Origin of the sequence: Micromonospora sp. RHAY321 (assembly GCF_023896955.1) — a bacterium.
Taxonomy (GTDB): Bacteria; Actinomycetota; Actinomycetes; order Mycobacteriales; family Micromonosporaceae; genus Micromonospora.
Window position 1 is genome coordinate 71,874 of the sequence record NZ_JAMHIW010000003.1, and the last position, 18,686, is coordinate 90,559.

General features: G+C 72.8%; 16 protein-coding genes. 9 read left to right on the forward strand and 7 right to left on the reverse strand.

The genetic code is table 11. The features are described 5' to 3' along the window. Positions 1–34 precede the first annotated feature (34 nt). The 3 genes from M8C17_RS08340 to M8C17_RS08350 form a co-directional block, all read right to left on the reverse strand. Positions 35–775, reverse strand: coding sequence for a hypothetical protein (locus M8C17_RS08340; protein WP_252415833.1), 741 nt, complete (start codon positions 773–775; stop codon positions 35–37). Between the two features lie 104 nt (positions 776–879). Then, positions 880–1,857 (reverse strand): hypothetical protein, encoded by a 978-nt coding sequence (locus tag M8C17_RS08345; protein WP_252415834.1) that lies wholly within the window; start codon positions 1,855–1,857, stop codon positions 880–882. A gap of 4 nt (positions 1,858–1,861) precedes the next feature. Continuing rightward, positions 1,862–2,491, reverse strand: coding sequence for an MBL fold metallo-hydrolase (locus M8C17_RS08350; RefSeq protein ID WP_252415835.1), 630 nt, complete (start codon positions 2,489–2,491; stop codon positions 1,862–1,864). Positions 2,492–2,583: 92 nt separating this feature from the next. Here M8C17_RS08350 and M8C17_RS08355 point away from each other — a divergent pair, with 92 nt between their 5' ends. Beyond that, positions 2,584–3,546 carry a DUF4349 domain-containing protein gene (locus tag M8C17_RS08355; RefSeq protein WP_252416320.1) on the forward strand — a complete coding sequence of 321 codons (963 nt, stop codon included), beginning with the start codon at positions 2,584–2,586 and terminating at the stop codon, positions 3,544–3,546. Here M8C17_RS08355 and M8C17_RS08360 read toward each other — a convergent pair. Together M8C17_RS08360 and M8C17_RS08365 are read right to left on the reverse strand one after the other, a co-directional pair. Then, complete coding sequence (locus M8C17_RS08360) at positions 3,503–4,762, reverse strand: amidohydrolase (RefSeq protein WP_252415836.1); 1,260 nt, start codon at positions 4,760–4,762, stop codon at positions 3,503–3,505. The two genes, M8C17_RS08355 and M8C17_RS08360, sit on opposite strands and share 44 nt — an antisense overlap. A 542-nt stretch (positions 4,763–5,304) precedes the next feature. Then, the gene (locus M8C17_RS08365) at positions 5,305–6,888 is read right to left on the reverse strand and encodes a methylmalonyl-CoA mutase (RefSeq protein ID WP_252415837.1); all 1,584 of its coding nucleotides are present in this window, start codon (positions 6,886–6,888) and stop codon (positions 5,305–5,307) included. 206 nt (positions 6,889–7,094) lie between these two features. On the opposite strand from M8C17_RS08365, the gene M8C17_RS08370 reads away from it, so the two are divergent. Further along, a complete protein-coding gene (locus M8C17_RS08370; protein ID WP_252415838.1) occupies positions 7,095–9,161 on the forward strand; it encodes a serine/threonine-protein kinase in 2,067 nt (688 codons plus the stop codon). Positions 9,162–9,209: 48 nt separating this feature from the next. Further along, on the forward strand, positions 9,210–10,889 hold the full coding sequence (locus M8C17_RS08375) for a phospho-sugar mutase (RefSeq protein WP_252415839.1): 1,680 nt from the start codon (positions 9,210–9,212) through the stop codon (positions 10,887–10,889). 13 nt (positions 10,890–10,902) lie between these two features. Here M8C17_RS08375 and M8C17_RS08380 read toward each other — a convergent pair whose 3' ends face one another. Then, positions 10,903–11,580 carry a GPP34 family phosphoprotein gene (locus tag M8C17_RS08380; RefSeq protein ID WP_252415840.1) on the reverse strand — a complete coding sequence of 226 codons (678 nt, stop codon included), beginning with the start codon at positions 11,578–11,580 and terminating at the stop codon, positions 10,903–10,905. 73 nt (positions 11,581–11,653) lie between these two features. Further along, a complete protein-coding gene (upp, locus tag M8C17_RS08385; protein WP_252415841.1) occupies positions 11,654–12,286 on the reverse strand; it encodes a uracil phosphoribosyltransferase in 633 nt (210 codons plus the stop codon). 146 nt (positions 12,287–12,432) lie between these two features. On the opposite strand from upp, the gene deoC reads away from it, so the two are divergent. The 6 genes from deoC (at position 12,433) to M8C17_RS08415 (ending at position 18,684) form a co-directional block, all read left to right on the forward strand. Further along, entirely contained in the window at positions 12,433–13,392 is a 960-nt protein-coding gene (gene deoC / locus M8C17_RS08390; RefSeq protein ID WP_252415842.1) for a deoxyribose-phosphate aldolase, read from the forward strand. A gap of 6 nt (positions 13,393–13,398) precedes the next feature. Beyond that, positions 13,399–14,829 (forward strand): aldehyde dehydrogenase family protein, encoded by a 1,431-nt coding sequence (locus M8C17_RS08395; protein WP_252415843.1) that lies wholly within the window; start codon positions 13,399–13,401, stop codon positions 14,827–14,829. Continuing rightward, positions 14,822–15,646 (forward strand): aldehyde dehydrogenase family protein, encoded by an 825-nt coding sequence (locus tag M8C17_RS08400; protein ID WP_252415844.1) that lies wholly within the window; start codon positions 14,822–14,824, stop codon positions 15,644–15,646. Before M8C17_RS08395 ends, M8C17_RS08400 begins: the two co-directional genes overlap by 8 nt. Before the next feature lie 212 nt (positions 15,647–15,858). Continuing rightward, a complete protein-coding gene (locus M8C17_RS08405) occupies positions 15,859–16,326 on the forward strand; it encodes a BlaI/MecI/CopY family transcriptional regulator (protein ID WP_252415845.1) in 468 nt (155 codons plus the stop codon). A gap of 10 nt (positions 16,327–16,336) precedes the next feature. Next, on the forward strand, positions 16,337–17,242 hold the full coding sequence (locus tag M8C17_RS08410; protein ID WP_252415846.1) for a M56 family metallopeptidase: 906 nt from the start codon (positions 16,337–16,339) through the stop codon (positions 17,240–17,242). Between the two features lie 191 nt (positions 17,243–17,433). After that, complete coding sequence (locus M8C17_RS08415) at positions 17,434–18,684, forward strand: cytochrome ubiquinol oxidase subunit I (protein ID WP_252415847.1); 1,251 nt, start codon at positions 17,434–17,436, stop codon at positions 18,682–18,684. The last annotated feature ends 2 nt before the right edge of the window (positions 18,685–18,686 follow it).

Genomic DNA, 18,686 nt, shown 5'->3' on the forward strand with positions numbered 1-18,686 from the left:
GCCGGCCGCCGCCGGCGCCGCTCATTTTTCCGGTTCAGGCGGCGGCGAGGTCGGCCCTGGTCCGGTGCAGCAGCTCCACCAGCTCCGCGCCGTCGGCGGGGCCGAGCGCCGCGAACGCCGGCGCGGCCAGCCGGTTGGTCACCGCCTCCGCCCAGAGCCGCCGACGCACCAGCGGCCCGACCGGCGGGTACGGCGGCGGCCAGCCGCAGGCCACGGCGCCCGCCTCCCCCTCCGGCCCGGCCAGTACGGCCTCCAGCGGCGTCATCCCGGCGGCACGCACCGCCAGCAGGTAGGCGCCCGTGAAGTGTTCGCGGAGCAGTCGCAGCCCGGCGGCGCTGCGGGCACCGGCGGAGAGATCCGGCAGTGGCATGGCCCGCCACGCGGCGAAGAGTGGCATGCCGCTGGCGTCCGCCGCCGCCACCGCCCGCTCGACCAACCCGGCCAGCCGCTCGGTGCCGGGCAGCGCGCCCAGCCGTTGCGTCCCCCACCGGCAGCACTCGCCGAGGCTCGCGGCGGCCACCTCGGCCGGCCGCAGGACCCGGGCGGCAGCGTCCCAGCCGTCGGCGATCGCGTCCGGCGCGACGAAGCCGAGGGCGGCGGCGGCGGTCTCGGCCCGTACGTCGCCGAGCGCGCCGGCCCTGCCGCTGATGTAGAAGGCCCAGCCGGAGATGCCGAGCAGCCGGGCCCGGCGCAACGTGGTCGGGCACCGGCTGAACCCGTCGCCCAGGTCGAGCACGACCGGTTTGCTGGCGGCGGCGACCTGCTCCGGCGTCATCCGAGCGCCGCCCCTGGGCGCACCGGCCCGCCGGCCACGGCGGCTTCCCGATCAGGGACGGCCAGCCCGGGACGGCCCGCCCACTCGTCGTCGTCCATCGATGGTCAGTCTGCCGGGCCACCGCCCGCGTCCGCAGCCCCCTCTTCGGCCGCCAACGCCTCGACCGCCGCCTCGACCTCGCCCGCGCGCCGTCGCGCCACGGTGACCGCCCGCTCGGCGGCGCGCCGGGCCAGCTTGGCCCGGCTGAGGTCCTGTTCCGCGACCGCCCGCCGCCGCTCCAGCTCGGCCAGCTCCGTCTCGATCTGGTCGAGCACGTCGGCGCCGTCGCGTTCCTGCCCGGTCGCCTCGGTCAACTCGGCTTCGGCCCGTTCCTGGTCGGCGCGGGCTCTGGCCAGTTCCCGATCGAGTGCCCGGCGCTGCCGGTCCCGCTCGGCACGTGCTGCCCGCTGCGCCGCCCGCTCGGCACGCTCGGCGGCCCGATCGGTGCGCGGGGCCGTCTCGGGGCCGGTCCTCTGGGCACCGGGCCGGCGGGCCGGACGTTCCGCGGCCGGCTCCTCCTCCTCGTCGGCGGTGACCAGCCGCAGCTGGGGCCGGGGCACCTCGCCGAAGCCGGCGTAGTTGGCCGCCCGGAGCAGGCGCCCAGCACGGACCTGCTCGGCGACCTCGGTGTCCGAGAGCGCCGCGTTCAGGGTCGCCTCCACCTCGGCCAGCGGCAGCTTGCCGGCCGGCGGGGCGTCCGGCTCCGCCGCGGCGAGCTTGCGGACCTCGGCGACCAGGGAGGCCACCACCGCCCGACGCTGCGCGGACAGCTCCCGTAGACGCGGTCCCCGCAGCTCCCGCTGGGCGGCGCGCAGCGCGTCGGCGAGCTGGACCAGGTCGGTGACCAGTTCGGGACGGTGGATGGCGAGCAGGTTGACCAGCCAGGCGGCCACCGTGGGGCGGCGCAGCCGGGCCAGCTGCCGGGCGGTGGCCGGGTCGCCCGCACGGCGGGCCTCGGACACGGCGGCGTCCCGGGCGGCCACGAACCGCTCCGGTGGGGTGCGGTAGAGCTGTTCCACCAGCTCCGGTGAGGGGCCGGGCATCGCGTCAGACGTCCACCCGGCTACCGGGTTCCAGGCGCTGGTACTCGGTGCCGGACAACGCGGTGTACTGCCGGTTGAGCACGCCCAGCCCGTTGTCGTTGAGCAGCGCGTCGTGCAGCGCATACGCCCGGCGTGGGGCGACCGCCCGGATGAACTCGACCACCTCGGAGAACTTCGACCAGGGAGCGTGGATCGGCGCGAAGAGCGTGTCGATCGGCGTCTCCTCCGGCACCACCAGCGAGTCGCCCGGGTGGTAGACCACGTCGTTGATCAGGAAGCCGACGTTGTCCACCACCGGGATGTCGGGGTGGATCACCGCATGCTGACCGCCGTACGCGCGGATGGCGATCCCGGCGGCGGTGAACGAGTCGCCCGCCGCGACCGGGTGCAGCGCCTCGGCGGCGTCACCGAGGGGGCCGGCGAGCGAGGCGGGGCCGTGGATCGGGAGCGGTCCCCGGTCGAGCCGCAGACGCACCGCCGCCAGGTCGAGGTGGTCGGGATGTTCGTGGGTGACCAGCACCGCGTCCGCACCGTCCAGCGCCGCGGGGTCGCTGAACACGCCGGGGTCGACGACGAGCACTCCCCCGTCGTGTTCCACCCGGAGGCAGGAGTGGGCGTACTTGGTGAGCCGCATCGTGACTCCTCGATTATCGAATCGTGACGTCCTCAGCGCAGTCTGCCGGAACCAGCGGGCGAGCGCGCCGCGTCCGAGGTATCGCACACGGGCTGACGACGATGGGAGCGGGGATGGACATAGAGGCGGGTAGGCGCCACGGCGCACTGCTGGCGGCGACGGCCCTGGCGGCGGCACTGGCGTTGACGGGGTGCGGCGCCGGTGACGGCGGGGCGCGGGACACGGCCGGTTCGGCGGCCGAGGCACCGGCGGCGAACGGCGGCGGCGCCGAGAAGGACAGCGCCGCGGGCGCACCGCAGGCGGCCGGGGCCGGCGCACCGGACCTGCGGATCGACCAGCGGGCGATCATCTACACCGGAACGATGCGGGTCCAGGTGGACGATGTGGACGTCGCCGCCCGCGAGGTCGCTGCCGTGGTCACCCGGGCGGGTGGCTTCATCGGTGGCGATCAGCGGCGCAGTGCCGAGGCCGACGCGGTGGCGGAGTTGCAACTGCGGGTGCCGGCGGCGAAGTTCGCCGGTGCGGTGGAGGAGATCGCGAAGCTCGGCCGGCAGCAGAGCCGGGAGATCAGCACCCAGGACGCCACCGAGGAGACCATCGACCTGGACGCACGGATCACCAGTCAGCGGGCCCGGGTGGACAGTGCCCGCCGGCTGCTCGCCCGCGCCACCTCGATCACCGACCTGGTCTCGCTGGAGAACGAGCTGGGTCGCCGGGAGGCGGACCTGGCCTCGCTGGAGGCCAAGAAGCGGCGGCTCGCCGACCTGACCGCCCTCTCCACGATCACCGTGTCGCTGGCCGGCCCGGCGGCGAAGACGACCGAGGAGAAGGCCGAAACCGGCTTCCTCGTCGGCCTGAAGGGCGGCTGGGCCGCTTTCGTCGCCTCGCTGACCGTCCTGCTCACCGTGCTGGGCGCACTGCTGCCCTGGCTGGTGGCGCTCGGCGTACCGCTGGCGGTCCTGCTGCTGGTGCTGCGGCGGCGGCGGAAGGATCCGGCCCTGGTCGCACCGGTCAGCGCGCCGCCGCCAGTGCCCGTAGCGCGGTCTGCACCATGACGCGTACGCCGGCCGGGATGGCCCGCTCGTCCACGTCGAAGGACCCGCGGTGCAGGTCGACGTTGGGGCCGGAACGGCCGACGCCGAGGCGGGCGAGGGCGCCGGGGACGTACTCCAGGTACCAGGAGAAGTCCTCGCCGCCCATGCTCTGCGGCGTCTCGGCGATCCCGTCCGGACCGAGCGCGGCGGCGGTGGCGGCGGTCAGCACCTGGATGGCCCGGGAGTCGTTGCTCACCGGTGGCCGACCCCGCAGGTACTCCAGGTCGACCGTGGCGCCGGTCGGGGCGATCACGTCGCGGACCACCTGAGCCACGATCTTGGGAGCCTGCTCCCACGTGTCGCGGTCCATGACCCGCAGGGTGCCGGAGGCGGACGCCTCGGAGGGAATGACGTTGTAGCGGGTGCCGGCCGAGGCGTGGCCGAAGACCAGCAGCAGTCCGCTGTTGGCCGGCACCCGGCGGCTGACCAGGGCGGGCACTTCGGTGATCAACCGGCCGAGCGCGTCGACCAGGTCGACGGTCAGGTGCGGGCGGGCGGTGTGCCCACCCGGGCCGGAGAGCCGGACGGTGACGTTGTCGGCGGCCGCGGTGATCGGGCCGACCCGCAGGCCGACCTGGCCCACCGGCAGGTTCGGGTCGCAGTGCAGCGCGAAGATCTGCACCACGTCGTCCAGGCCGCCGGCCTCGATGACCTCGAGCGAGCCGCAGGGCAGGATCTCCTCGGCCGGCTGGAAGATGAGCCGGACCCGGCCGTCCAGCTCGCCGAGGTCGGCGAGCTGGGCCAGCAGCATGCCGACGCCGAGCAGGATCGTGGTGTGCACGTCGTGGCCGCAGGCGTGGCAGACGCCCTCCACGGTGGACCGGTACGGCACGTCCTTGGGGTCGTGCAGCGGCAGGGCGTCGATGTCGGCGCGCAGCGCGATGACCGGGCCGTCCGGGCGGCCGTCGACGTCGCAGATCACCCCGTTGCCCTTGGGCAGCAGCCGTGGGTGCAGCCCGGCCAGCGAGAGCTCCCGGGCGATCAGGGCGGCCGTCTCGAACTCCGTGCCGGACAGCTCAGGGTGCGAGTGGAGGTGACGGCGCGTAGCGATCAGCCCGGGTACCCGGAGCGCGAGGAGGTGGTCCAGGTCGCGGGGCAGGGGCTGGGACCCGGGCGGCGTCTCCGGCCAGGACGACGCCAGCTGACTGCCCGTGGGCAGCGTCAACGCACTCGTCACGTCGAATTCTCGATCACTAGAGATGGATGGATCATCGGGAACAGCAGACAGCCTAGACCTCCGGCGGTGACGCTGCGCAACCTCGTTACGGTAATGATCAGACCGCGAAGCGTCACGTATGCCCTGCTGAGGGCGCTCGGAGATGTGCGGGACAGCAGGTAGATCGCGGTCGAACGCCGTCATCTGCCCCTCACCTCCTACAACGCGTAACCGATCTCGGCGGTCACGAATCGGCGCCACTCGCGGGCCCACGTTGCGAATTGTCGCATTAGTCGGGGTGATGAACTGACACTCCGACAATTAGCCGACCACGCTCCGCAACGAGCCGGAAAAGACGCTCACACGCGCTCGTCCGCCATGACCGCACACGGTGTGCGTCCCCGTTCACCCGGTCGGGTTACCCCCGAACCTGGTCGGCACACACCCGGACGCTGTCGGGGGCCGCGCCGCCTCCGGCCCGGCCGGGAGGATCCGCTTCCGACTGTAGCTCCGCCACGACCGAACAAACACGCGCTGACCTGGGGAAACGATCGGACAGTCGATCAGAACCGATCGGTGGGACGGTACAGGCCCCACGCCTCGCGCAGCGTCCCGCAGACCTCGCCCACCGTGGCCCGGGCCCGCAGCGCCTCCTTCATCGGGTACAGCACGTTCTCCGTGCCGTCGGCGGCGGCCCGCAGCCGCGCGAGGGCACCCGCCACCGCGTCGGCGTCCCGCTCGGCGCGCAGCCGGGCCAGTCGCTCGGCCTGTGCCGCCTCGATCGTCGGGTCGACCCGCAGAGGCTCGTACGGCTCCTCCTCGTCCACCGCGAACCGGTTGAGCCCCACCACCACCCGCTCACCCGAGTCGATCTCCTGGGCGATCCGGTACGCGGACTGCTCGATCTCCCGCTTCTGGAACCCGGCCTCGATCGCGTCGACCGCCGAACCGTGGTCGGCCACCCGCTCCATCAGCTCGACGGCGGCGGCCTCGATCTCGGCGGTCATCGCCTCCACGACGTACGAGCCGGCGAACGGGTCGACGGTGGCGGTCAGGTCCGTCTCGTACGCCAGCACCTGCTGCGTACGCAGCGCGAGCCGCGCGGCCTTCTCGGTGGGCAGCGCGATCGCCTCGTCAAAGCTGTTGGTGTGCAGCGACTGGGTGCCGCCGAGCACCGCGCCCAGCCCCTGCACCGCGACCCGGACCAGGTTCACCTCAGGCTGCTGGGCGGTGAGCTGCACGCCGGCGGTCTGGGTGTGGAAGCGCAGCATCATCGACTTCGGATCCTTGGCGCCGAAGTCGTCACGCATCAGCCGGGCCCAGATCCGCCGCGCGGCGCGGAACTTCGCGACCTCCTCCAGCAGCGTGGTGCGGGCCACGAAGAAGAACGACAGCCGGGGTGCGAAGTCGTCCACGGCGAGACCCGCCGCCAGCGCGGCCCGGACGTACTCCACGCCGTTGGCGAGGGTGAACGCGATCTCCTGCGCGGGCGTCGCCCCCGCCTCCGCCATGTGGTAGCCGGAGATGGAGATCGTGTTCCACTTCGGCACCTCCTTGCGGCAGTACGCGAACGTGTCGGCGACCAGGCGCAGCGACGGCTTCGGCGGGAAGATGTACGTCCCCCGGGCGATGTACTCCTTGAGGATGTCGTTCTGGATGGTGCCGTTGAGCGCCGAGCCGGGGACGCCGTTCTCCTCGGCGACGAGCTGGTAGAGCAGCAGCAGCACCGACCCGGGCGCGTTGATGGTCATCGAGGTGGAGACCTTGTCCAGCGGGATGTCGGCGAAGAGCAGCCGCATGTCCTCGATGGAGTCGATGGCGACACCAACCTTGCCGACCTCGCCGTGCGCGATCGGCTCGTCCGAGTCGTAGCCCATCTGGGTCGGCAGGTCGAACGCGACCGAGAGGCCCATCGTGCCGGCGCGCAACAGCTGGTGGTACCGCGCGTTGGACTCGGTGGCGGTGCCGAAGCCGGCGTACTGGCGCATGGTCCACGGGCGCGAGGTGTACATCGTGGGGTAGACACCCCGGGTGTACGGGAACTCGCCCGGGCCGCCCAGGCGGGAGTCCAGGTCCTCCGGAAGGTCGGCCGCCGTGTAGACGCCCTTGATCGGAAAACCGGACTCGCTTGACCGCCGTTCGCTCATCCCCGGATGGTAGGACGCGTGGGCGCGTCGTCGGGTGAGGGATACCGCACAGTGCGTCTCGACGGGTCGACGGGAGGTGAACGGCTGGGCACGTTCTGTTGACTTAGGTAAACGTCCGCCGCGTCGGCTTTCGCATCGGGCGTCGGAACCAGCAAGATAGGGGGGTTGTGTCCCAGCCCCCCTCGATTTCCCCCGGTGGCTTTTCTGTGACTCAGATCCCGACGTGGAGCGGCGGACCCGTAGGTTCCGCCAACGGACGTGCGGCGCCCGGCACCACCATTGGTGGCCGGTACTCGCTGCGGTCCTCGGTGGGCAACGGCGGCATGGGTACGGTGTGGCGCGCCACAGACACACTGCTGCGTCGGGACGTGGCGGTGAAGGAGGTCGTCCTGCCCCCGGGGCTGGCCCCCAGCGACCGCGACGCCATGTACGAACGCACCCTGCGCGAGGCCCGCGCGGCGGCCGCCATCCAGCACCCCGCCGTGGTGCAGGTGTACGACGTGGTCACCGAGGCCGGCCGGCCGTGGATCGTGATGGAGCTGCTGGACGCCCGCAGCCTCGCCGACATGGTGATCGAGGACGGGCCGGTGGCTCCCCGCGCGGTTGCCAAGATCGGCATCGCGCTGCTCGGCGCGTTGGAGGTCGCCCACGCGATCGGCGTGCTGCACCGCGACGTCAAGCCGGCCAACGTGCTGATCTGCACCGACGGGCGCTGCGTGCTGACCGACTTCGGTGTCGCCCGGATGCCCACCGACGTGCAGCTCACCACTCCCGGCATGGTGCTCGGCTCGCCGCACTTCATCTCGCCCGAGCGGGCCATGGGCCAGGAGTTCGGGCCGCCGAGCGACCTCTTCTCGCTGGGCGTGACGCTCTACACGGCGGTCGAGGGGCGGCCCCCCTTCGACAAGGGCGACCCGATCGAGACCATGCACGCCGTGGTCGAGGATCCGCCCGCGCCACCGCAGCGCAGCGGGCCGCTGACCCGGGTGCTGATGGGCCTGTTGGAGAAGGACCCCGCCCGTCGGCTGGACGTGCACACCTCCCGGTCCATGCTGCGCGAGCTGCTCGCCGGCCCGCTGGGCAGCACCGCCACCGCCGTGCACTCGGTCACCGACCCGTACGCCGTGGTGCCGGTGCAGCAGCGCCCGGTGCCCGTCCTCCCACCGGCCCAGCCGGAGCCGAAGCCGGACAGTCAGATCGGTGGACCGGCGATGCTGGCCCCGGGTGAGTCCCTGACCGACCGGCTGGCCGCGCTGCGCCGGGGTGAACGCCCCCAGCCGGCTGGCACGGCCGGCGCCACCGGGCTCGACGAGACCAGCGCCGACGCCTTGGCCGGCCCGCTGCACACGCCCACCGGCGCGATGCCCACGCCCGGCCGACCGGCCGCCGGGCGCACGTACGGCGGCAACGCGGACGCCACCCAGCGGGTGGACGCCGGCGCGCACCCGGACGCCACCCAGCGGGTCAGCTACGGCAGCCGGTCCGACGCCACCCAGCAGGTCGGCTTCGGCGGCGCGCCGGAGGCCACCCAGCGCATCGGCGGCACCTACGGCGGCGGCAACCAGTGGTCGGTGCCCGGCACCGGCCAGCCCTGGGCCACGCCGCCCGCCGCGTCCGGCGGTGGCGGCGCCCTCGACAAGGTCCGCGCCACCGGTGGCCAACTGGTCAGCACGGTCAAGGGCTGGCCGCGCAAGGTGCAGCTCGCCGCGGCCGGTGGGTTGGCCGTGGTGCTGCTGCTCAGCGTCGTGGCCCTGACCAGCGGCGGCGACGAGCCCCCGCCGAGCACGCCGCAGGCCCAGGCCACCCCGTCCGCCCCGGCCGGCCCGGGGGTGGAGATGCAGGAGCACTCCGCCCGGGGCGTCCAGGTGATGGTGCCCAAGGGCTGGAAGAAGGCCACCGGCGGCAGCTACACCGACTACATCGACCCGGAGGACGAGGGTCGCAAGATCCGGATCCTCACGGAGAAGTGGACCGGTACGCCCACCCGCTGGGCGGAGAGCGCGCAGAACTTCCTCCGCACCAAGAGCACGTCCTGCAAGAAGCCGTACGAGCAGATCGCCATGAACGAGCGCGAGTCGGCGGGCAGCCCGGGTGTCGAATTCGAGTACACCTGCGGCAACGGCGGCGACATGCGCCACGGGGTGTGGCACGCGGTGGTCAACGACGGCAAGGCGTACTCGTTCTACCTGTCCGCCAGCGACGCCCGGTACGGCGAGAGCAAGCCGATCTTCGACGAGATGGTCAAGACCTTCCAGCTCACCGGTGACGGCTGAGCCGGAGGGAACCGACAGCGGTGATCCGCCGCCGTGCTATCAAGGGGCATGGCGGCGGACACCACTGACATCGACGACATTCGCGAACGAGCCCGGCGCTGGCTCGCCGACGACCCGGACCCGGCCAGCCGGGCCGAGCTGACGGCGGTCCTCGACCGGCTGCCGGCGAGCGCCCCGGAGCTGGCCGACCGGTTCGCCGGGCCGCTGACCTTCGGCACCGCTGGCCTGCGCGGGCCGCTGCGCGCCGGCCCGAACGGCATGAACCTCGCCGTGGTCACGCAGGCCGCCGCCGGCCTGGTCGGCTGGCTCGCCGCCCAGGGCGGGACCGGTCCACTGGTCATCGGGTACGACGCCCGGCACGGCTCCCGGGAGTTCGCCGAGCGGACCGCCCAGGTGGCCACCGGCGCCGGCCGGCCGGCGCTGCTGCTGCCCCGCCCGCTGCCCACGCCGGTGCTGGCGTACGCGGTGCGCCAGCTCGGCGCGGTCGCCGGCGTGATGGTCACCGCCAGCCACAACCCGCCGCAGGACAACGGCTACAAGGTCTACCTCGGTGCGGAGCTGGGCGGGGAGCTGGGCGCGGGAGCGCAGATCGTGCCGCCCGCCGACTCCGGTATCGAGGCCGCCATCCGGGCGGTCGGTCCGCTGGCCCAGGTTCCGCTGGGTCCATCCGGCCAGGTGCTCGGTGACGATCTCGTCGCCTCGTACGTCGAGCGGGCCATCGCGGTGATCGCGCCGGACGGACCACGGGACCTGACGGTGGCGTACACGCCGCTGCACGGGGTGGGCGGCGCGGTGCTCACCGCCGTCTTCGCCCGGGCCGGATTCCCGGTGCCCGGTGTGGTGCCGGACCAGGCCGAGCCGGACCCGGCGTTTCCCACCGTGTCGTTCCCCAACCCGGAGGAGCCGGGGGCGGTGGACCGGCTGATCGCGTTGGCCGACTCCACCGGCGCCGACCTCGCCATCGCCAACGACCCCGACGCGGACCGCTGCGCCGTGGTGGTCCGCGACGGCGTGAGCGGAGGCCGGCAGGGCTGGCGGATGCTGCGTGGCGACGAGGTGGGCGCGCTGCTCGCCGACCACCTGATGCGCCGTGGGGTCACCGGGCTGTACGGCACCACCATCGTCTCGTCGTCACTGCTGCGGGCGATGTGCGCGGCCCGGGGGCTGCCGTACGACGAGACGCTGACCGGCTTCAAGTGGATCGTCCGGGCCGGCGGCGGACGTGCGCCGCTGGTGTACGGCTACGAGGAGGCGCTCGGCTACTGCGTCGCCCCGGAGCATGTGCGCGACAAGGACGGCATCACCGCCGCCCTGACCGTGGCCGAGTTGGCTGCCGGCCTCAAGGCGCAGGGTCGTACGCTGACCGATCGGCTGGACGAGCTGGCCGCCGAGTTCGGCGTGCACCACACCGACCAGCTCTCCGTGCGGGTGGACGACCTGCGGGAGATCGCCCACGCGATGGCCCGGATCCGCGCGGCCACCCCCACCACGCTGCTGGGGCAACCGGTCGACAGCACGCGGGACCTGCTGCCGGAGGCGGACGTGGTGATCCTGCGCACCGCCGCCGCCCGGGTCGTGATCCGCCCGTCCGGGACGGAACCGAAGCTCAAGGCGTACCTCGAGGTGGTCGAGCCGGTGCCCGACGGCGACGTCGCCTCCGCCCGCGCCCGCGCGGAGGCGGCGGTCGCTCAGCTCCGCGCCGAGATCGCCACGGCCCTCGGGCTCTAGGGCGGGGAAGGGATCAGCGGCGGGGGCCGAGGGCGGCGTCGACGGCCCTGCCCAGGGCGGCGACGACCAGGCCGACCGAGGGGCGGACCACCGAGTCGTCGATGCTCACCTCGCCGGAGAACCCGGCGCCGGTGGCGATCTCCTCCAGCCGGCGCCGGGCGTCGGCGGCGGCCTCGCCGGTCACCCCGAGCGCCGACTCCATCCGCAGCACCACGACCAGGGTGGCCAGCGCGGCGGTCCGCTCGTCCGGGGCAGCGCCGCCGGTCAGCGCCTCGGCGAGTCGCAGCCGGGTCTCCGCCTCGACGGACCGGTCCACGACCGGGTAGCGGTGCACGTGGATGAAGCCCAGCTCGGTCTCGTCGATGTCCCGGACCACGCCCTGCTGGCACAGGTCACCGAGGATCCGGTCGCGCAGGCCGTGCCGCAGGCGCTGCACCCACGAGGCCGGGGTGTGCGGGGTGTCGGCGGCGATCCGGCCCAGCACCTCGTCGGTGACCGGCTCGCCGGTGGGCCTCGGGTCGACCACGGTCAGGGATCCGTCGGCGTACGCGATCCGGCCGGCGAGGGCCAGCTCGACCAGGACCGCGGCGGCCATGCCCAGGTCCAGGCTGATCCTCGGCATGGTCGCCTTGCCGGTCGTGTCGTCGTAGGCGAGGAGAAGCAGCTCCTCGGCGAGCGCAACACCAGTCATGGCCGGAAACGGTAGCGGGTTCGCGCACCACCGCGCGCGAACCCGCCGGACCCGGCACCGACCGGGTAAGGACTCAGAAGCGAGGCATGCCGCCGAACTGGCGGTCGCCGGCGTCGCCGAGCCCGGGGACGATGAACATCCGGTCGTTGAGCCCCTCGTCGATCGAGGCGGTGACGAGCCGCAACGGCAGGCCGGAGCGTTCCAGCCGCTCGATGCCGACCGGCGCGGCGAGCACGCAGAGCACGGTGATGTCGGTGCAACCCCGGTCGGCCAGCAGCCGGCAGCAGTGCTCCAGCGAACCGCCGGTGGCCAACATCGGGTCGAGCACCAGCACCGGCAGGCCGGACAGCTCCCGGGGCAGCGACTCCATGTACGCGCGCGGCTCGTAGGTCGCCTCGTCCCGGGCCAGGCCGACGAAGCCCATCGAGGACTCGGGCAGCAGGCCGAGCGCGGCGTCCGCCATGCCCAGGCCGGCCCGCAGCACCGGCACCAGCAGCGGCGGGTTGGCCAGCCGGGTGCCCTCCGTGCCGGTGACCGGCGTCTGCACCGGGTACCGCTCGACGGGGAAGGAGCGCGCCGCCTCGTACACCAGCATGGTGGTCAGTTCGTGCAGCGCCGCCCGGAACGTCGAGGAATCGGTGCGCGCGTCCCGCATGGCGGTCAGCCGAGACTGGGCCAGCGGGTGGTCAATGACGTGTACGTCCACGATCGCTCAACCTACCGGTCCGTCCGGCGCGGCGTGACGGCTGCGGTCGGACCAGCGACGCCGCTCACGCCGACCCACCCGCCGGCCCACCCGTCGCGCTCGCGTGAGCAAGATCACTCGGCGGTCCGGTGCGTAGACTTCCGGGCATGACGGCGACAACGACGTCGGCCCGGTCGGAGCTCTCCGAGCTGGGACGATCCGAGACCGCTCTGCGGACCTTCCTGCACGGCCTGCCGGGCGTGGACCAGGTCGGCGCGGAGCAGCGGGCGGCACAGCTCGGCACCCGCTCCATCAAGACCACCGCCAAGGCTCAGGCCATCGACCTGGCGATCCGCATGGTCGACCTGACCACCCTGGAGGGGGCGGACACCCCCGGCAAGGTGCGCGCGCTGGCCGCGAAGGCGCTGCGCCCGGACCCGGCCGACCCGTCGTGCCCGCACGTCGGCGCCGTCTGCGTCTACCCGGCCATGGTTCCGCACGTCGCCGAGGTGCTGCGCGGCAGCGGTGTGCACCTGGCCAGCGTGGCGACCGCCTTCCCGTCGGGCCAGGCGCCGCTTGAGATCAAGCTCGCCGACACCCGGGCCGCCGTCGCGGCCGGCGCCGACGAGATCGACATGGTCATCAACCGGGGTGCGTTCCTGGCCGGGCGGTACAAGGAGGTCTACGACGAGATCGTGGCCACCAAGGAAGCCGCAGGGGACGCCCACCTCAAGGTGATCCTGGAGACCGGCGAGCTGGCCACCTACGACAACGTCCGTCGGGCCTCCTGGCTGGCCATGCTGGCGGGCGGCGACTTCATCAAGACCTCCACCGGCAAGGTCCCGGTCGCCGCGACGCCGCCGGTGACCCTGGTGATGCTGGAGGCGGTCCGCGACTTCCGGGCCGCCACCGGGCGGCAGGTCGGCGTTAAGCCGGCTGGCGGCATCAAGAACACCAAGGACGCGATCAAGTACCTGGTGATGGTCAACGAGACCGTCGGCACGGACTGGCTCGACCCGGACTGGTTCCGCTTCGGCGCGTCCAGCCTGCTCAACGACCTGCTGATGCAGCGCACCAAGCTGACGACCGGCACCTACTCCGGTCCCGACTACTTCACCCTGGACTGATAGCCGATGTTCGAATACGCACCCGCCCCCGAGTCCCGCTCGGTGGTGGACCTCAAAGCCTCGTACGGGCTGTTCATCGACGGTGAGTTCGTCGACCCCGCCGACGGCGGCAGCTTCAAGTCGATCAACCCCGCCTCCGAGGAGGTGCTGGCCGAGGTGTCCGAGGCCGGCACGCAGGACGTGGAGCGCGCGGTACGCGCCGCCCGGAAGGCGTACGAGAAGGTCTGGGGCCCGATGCCGGGCCGGGACCGGGCCAAGTACCTGTTCCGGATCGCCCGGCTCATCCAGGAGCGCTCCCGCGAGCTGGCCGTGCTGGAGTCGCTGGACAACGGCAAGCCGATCAAGGAGTCGCGCGACGTCGACCTGCCGCTGGTCGCCGCGCACTTCTTCTACTACGCCGGCTGGGCCGACAAGCTGGAGCACGCCGGCTTCGGCGCGAACCCCCGGCCGATCGGCGTCGCCGCGCAGGTCATCCCGTGGAACTTCCCGCTGCTCATGCTGGCCTGGAAGATCGCCCCGGCGCTCGCGGCCGGCAACACGGTGGTGCTGAAGCCCGCGGAGACCACCCCACTGACCGCGCTGCTCTTCGCCGAGATCTGTCAGCAGGCCGAGCTGCCGGCCGGCGTCGTCAACATCATCACCGGCGCCGGCGACACCGGCCGGACGCTGGTCGAGCACCCCGGCGTGGACAAGGTCGCCTTCACCGGTTCCACCGACGTCGGCCGGGCCATCGCCCGGTCGGTCGCCGGCACCCGCAAGAAGCTCACCCTGGAGCTGGGCGGCAAGGCCGCCAACATCGTCTTCGACGACGCGCCGATCGACCAGGCCGTCGAGGGCATCGTCAACGGCATCTTCTTCAACCAGGGGCACGTCTGCTGCGCCGGCTCCCGGCTGCTCGTCCAGGAGAACGTCGCCGACCGGGTGCTGGAGTCGCTGAAGCGGCGGATGGCCCAGCTGCGCGTGGGCGACCCGCTGGACAAGAACACCGACATCGGCGCGATCAACTCGGCCGCCCAGCTGGAGCGGATCCGCGAGCTGTCCGACGCCGGCTCCGCCGAGGGCGCCGAGCGCTGGTCCCCTCCGTGCGAGCTGCCCGACCGGGGCTTCTGGTTCGCGCCGACCATCTTCACCGGCGTCACCCAGGCGCACCGGATCGCCCGCGAGGAGATCTTCGGCCCGGTGCTGTCGGTGCTCACGTTCCGCACCCCGGCCGAGGCCGTCGAGAAGGCCAACAACACGCCGTACGGGCTGTCGGCCGGCATCTGGACCGACAAGGGTTCCCGGATCCTCTGGATGGCCGACCGGCTCCGCGCCGGCGTCGTCTGGGCCAACACGTTCAACAAGTTCGACCCCACCTCGCCGTTCGGCGGGTACAAGGAGTCGGGCTACGGTCGCGAGGGCGGCCGGCACGGGCTGGAGGGCTACCTCAATGTCTGAGCGGGTCGCGGTACGCAAGACGTACAAGCTCTTCATCGGCGGGAAGTTCCCGCGCAGCGAGTCGGGACGGTCGTATCTCGTGCAGTCCTCGAATGTGTCACTGGCCTCCCGCAAGGACGCCCGGGACGCGGTGGTCGCCGCCCGCGCCGCCGTGAAGGGCTGGGCCGGCGCGACCGCGTACAACCGGGGTCAGATCCTCTACCGGGCCGCCGAGATGCTGGAGGGCCGCCGCGAGCAGTTCGTGGCCCTCGGCGTGCCGGGCGACGAGGTGGACGCCGCGGTCGACCGCTGGGTCTGGTACGCCGGCTGGGCCGACAAGCTCTCCCAGGTGTACGGCGGCGCCAACCCGGTCGCCGGGCCGTACTTCAACCTGTCCGCGCCGGAGCCGACCGGCGTGGTCGCCGTCGTCGCCCCGGAGCGTCCGGCGCTGCTCGGCCTGGTCAGCGTGATCGCACCGGCGATCGTCACCGGTAACACGGTGGTGGTGGCGGCCTCCCCGACCGAGCCGCTCGCGGCGGTGACGCTGGCCGAGGTGCTGGCCACCTCCGACCTGCCCGGCGGAGTGGTCAACATCCTCACCGGCAGGATCACCGAGACCGCGCCGACGCTGGCCGCGCACATGGACGTCAACGCGATCGACCTGACCGGGGTCACCGACGCCGACCTGGCGGCCGACCTGGAGGTCAAGGCGGCGGAGAACCTCAAGCGGGTGCTCCGGCCGGCCCCGGCCGACCACGACTGGTCCGCCGACCCGGGCGTGACCCGGATGACCACCCTGCTGGAGACGAAGACGGTCTGGCATCCCAAGGGGGTGTGATGCTGCGGTCCCGGCCGTGGGCCGGGTCCGCGCGGGTGTTCGATCTTGCTGGCCGGTGCCCCCTGTGGGGTTACCGGCCAGCGGTGTGTCGGGGCTCCGCGCAGCTTCGGTGAAGTTGCTGCCTCCGGGGCGACTGAGGCAGCAACTTCACCGTTCCTGTGCAGATCTTGGCCGGTTCGGTGGGGGTCTACTACCGGGGGTAGGATTGGGGGGTGACTCGGTTGGGCGATCTTGAGCGTGCGGTGATGGACGTGCTGTGGGACGTGGTCCCCGGCACGTCGGACGGAGTGACCGTGCGCGAGGTGGCCGACGCGCTCGATGGCCGCGAGCTGGCGTACACCACGGTGATGACCGTGCTGGACCGGCTCGCCGGCAAGGGCATGGTGCAGCGGGAGCGGGAAGGCAGGGCCTGGCGGTACCGGCCCGCGGCCAGCCGCGAGGCGCACATCGCCCAGCTCATGCTCGACGCCCTCGACCTGGGCGGCAGTCGGGACGCCGCACTGGTGCGCTTCGCGCGCTCGGTGACCGGCACGGAGGCCGAGGTGCTGCGCGCGGCGCTGGGGAGCGAGGCCGGGCTGACCGGCGCGGACTCCAGCGGCGGCCGAGCTGGCGCCGAGCTGACCGACCGGGTGGACGGGCCGGCGGGCCGGCGGGCGGCCGACGAGGCAGCGGAGCGGTAGGGCACGCGCCATGGCCTACGCCGTGCACTTCGCCGCCACCATGCTGGCCTGCTATCTGACCGCTCAGGTGCTGGCCCGGTCCACCTGGACGTGGCGCAGCCCCCGGGTGGCGATCATCTGCTGGCAGGCGGTCGGGCTGGCGGTCGGCCTCTCAGCGATGGGCCTGCCGATGGCGCTCGGGGTGACCGCGTACGACCTCCCGACCGGGAGCGCGCTGCTCGCCCTGACCACCGACCTCGCCCACGGCACCCTGCCGGTCGGGGTGACCGCCTTCCACCTGGCCGGTGTGGGTGTGGGCTTCGGCATCGGAGCGGTGCTGGTCACCACGACCGTGCGCAGCATCCACGGCACCGTACGCGCCCAGCGCCGCCACCGGGACCTGCTCACGCTGGTCGCCCGGGACGACCCGGCCGCCCCCGGAGCACTGGTGCTGGACCATCCGAGCGCCGCGGCGTACTGCCTGCCGGGGGTGAAGCCGCAGGTGGTGGTCAGCGCGGGCACGCTGAGCCTGCTGGATCGCGCCGAACTGGCCGCGGTGCTCACCCACGAGCGCGCGCACGCCAACGAGCGCCACGACCTGGTGCTGCTGCCCTTCACCGCGCTCTGCCGCGCGTTGCCGTGGTTCCGCTGGGTCCGCGACGCCCACGAGCGGGTCGCCCTGCTCGTCGAGATGCGCGCCGACGACAAGGCGCGCGAGCTGCACGCCGAGGCGCCGCTGGCGGGCGCGCTGCGCCGGTTCGCCGCCGCCGGTCACCGGATCACCCCGGCGGGCGCGCTGGGCATGGGCGACCGCGACCTGGACGTACGCGTGCAGCGGCTGATGGTCAGCGACCAGCCGCCCCGGGTGCTCGGTGCCACGGCCCTCGCGATCGCCACGATGCTGGTCGCCCTCCCGATCAGCCTCTTCCTGAGCTGACCCACACCCGCAACCCCGCCGCACCGCCCGGCCCGCGTGCGCTCTTCTCCATGATCGAGCGCGATCCTCGAACCCATAACTACTACAACTTGTCGTAGGATTATCTACGACAGGGTGTAGTAGCCAATCTGTAGCCAAGCTACGTGTAGGGTTGCTACGACAAGGGAGCCAACGCTTACGGAGACCCGGTCATGGACACGCTGCTCCTCGCCCGTCTGCAGTTCGCCACCACCACCTCGATCCACTTCCTGTTCGTGGTCGTCACGCTCGGGCTGGTCACCCTGCTGGTCGGGATGCAGACCGCCTGGGTCATCACGGGCAACCCGGCATGGGAGCGGCTCACTCGGTACTGGGGCCAGCTCTACGTGATCAATTACGTGCTCGGCATCGCCACCGGCATCGTGATGGAGTTCCAGTTCGGCCTGAACTGGAGCGGCCTGTCGCGCTACGTCGGCAACGTCTTCGGCGCCCCGCTCGCCATCGAAACGCTGGTGGCGTTCTTCCTGGAGTCCACGTTCCTCGGGATGTGGATCTTCGGTTGGCACCGGCTCCGCAAGGGCGTCCACCTCGCGCTGCTCTGGGGCGTGGCCCTCACCGCGTACGCCTCGGCGTTCTGGATTATGGTGGCCAACTCCTGGTTGCAGAACCCGGTCGGGTACGAGCTGCGCGACGGGATCGCCCACCTCACCGACTTCGGCGCGCTGCTGACCAACCCCAGCCTCGGCATGGCGTTCGGGCACGTGGTCTCGGCCGCGCTGCTGGTCGGCGGGATGTTGATGGCGGCCGTCAGCGCCTGGCACCTGATCCGGCGTACCCCCGACTTCGTGCTCTTCCGCACCTCGCTGCGGATCGGGCTGGTCACCGCGGCGCTGGCGATCACCCTGGTGCAGGGCTTCGGCTTCGCCCAGTTCGGCCCGGTCGGCGCGGTGCAGCCGACGAAGTTCGGCCAGGGCCCGGAGGCCCAGGCCATGGTCGCCGAGTGGACGGCCCGGTTCGGCCCGGGCGACTACACGCCGCCGGTGCTGGCCAGCGTCGGGCTGGGCTTCATGATCCTGATCGGCCTCACCCTCGGCTGCGTCTGGCTGCTGCTCCCGCTGCTCTTCCGGGACTGGATCATCCGGCTGCGTTTCCCGCTCTGGCTGATCCTGCTCGCCCTGCCGCTGCCGTTCGTCGCGGTGATCCTGGGCTGGATCTCCCGGGAGGTCGGCCGCCAGCCCTGGGTGGCGTACGGGCTGCTCCCCACCGAGCAGGCCGTCTCCCCTGTCGGCGCACCGGTGATGCTCGCCTCGCTGATCGGCTTCAGCCTGCTGCTGGGCACCCTCGCCGTCACCAACTGGGTCCTGCTGGCGCGGCACGCGGCCCGCGGCGCGGTCGACCCGGCGCTCGGCCGCCCGCCGGCACCGCCGAACGAGCCGGCCCACCCCGAACCCGCCCTCGCCTGAGG

Bases quoted from the DNA above. Each gene is read 5' to 3' on its own strand.
- M8C17_RS08380 (WP_252415840.1), bottom strand. From the start codon at position 11,580: ATGACTGGTGTTGCGCTCGCCGAGGAGCTGCTTCTCCTCGCCTACGAC.
- M8C17_RS08375 (WP_252415839.1), top strand. From the start codon at position 9,210: ATGGCGGCGGACACCACTGACATCGACGACATTCGCGAACGAGCCCGG.
- M8C17_RS08410 (WP_252415846.1), top strand. From the start codon at position 16,337: ATGGCCTACGCCGTGCACTTCGCCGCCACCATGCTGGCCTGCTATCTG.
- M8C17_RS08345 (WP_252415834.1), bottom strand. From the start codon at position 1,857: ATGCCCGGCCCCTCACCGGAGCTGGTGGAACAGCTCTACCGCACCCCA.
- M8C17_RS08340 (WP_252415833.1), bottom strand. From the start codon at position 775: ATGACGCCGGAGCAGGTCGCCGCCGCCAGCAAACCGGTCGTGCTCGAC.
- M8C17_RS08350 (WP_252415835.1), bottom strand. From the start codon at position 2,491: ATGCGGCTCACCAAGTACGCCCACTCCTGCCTCCGGGTGGAACACGAC.
- M8C17_RS08415 (WP_252415847.1), top strand. From the start codon at position 17,434: ATGGACACGCTGCTCCTCGCCCGTCTGCAGTTCGCCACCACCACCTCG.
- M8C17_RS08395 (WP_252415843.1), top strand. From the start codon at position 13,399: ATGTTCGAATACGCACCCGCCCCCGAGTCCCGCTCGGTGGTGGACCTC.
- M8C17_RS08400 (WP_252415844.1), top strand. From the start codon at position 14,822: ATGTCTGAGCGGGTCGCGGTACGCAAGACGTACAAGCTCTTCATCGGC.
- M8C17_RS08365 (WP_252415837.1), bottom strand. From the start codon at position 6,888: ATGAGCGAACGGCGGTCAAGCGAGTCCGGTTTTCCGATCAAGGGCGTC.
- deoC (WP_252415842.1), top strand. From the start codon at position 12,433: ATGACGGCGACAACGACGTCGGCCCGGTCGGAGCTCTCCGAGCTGGGA.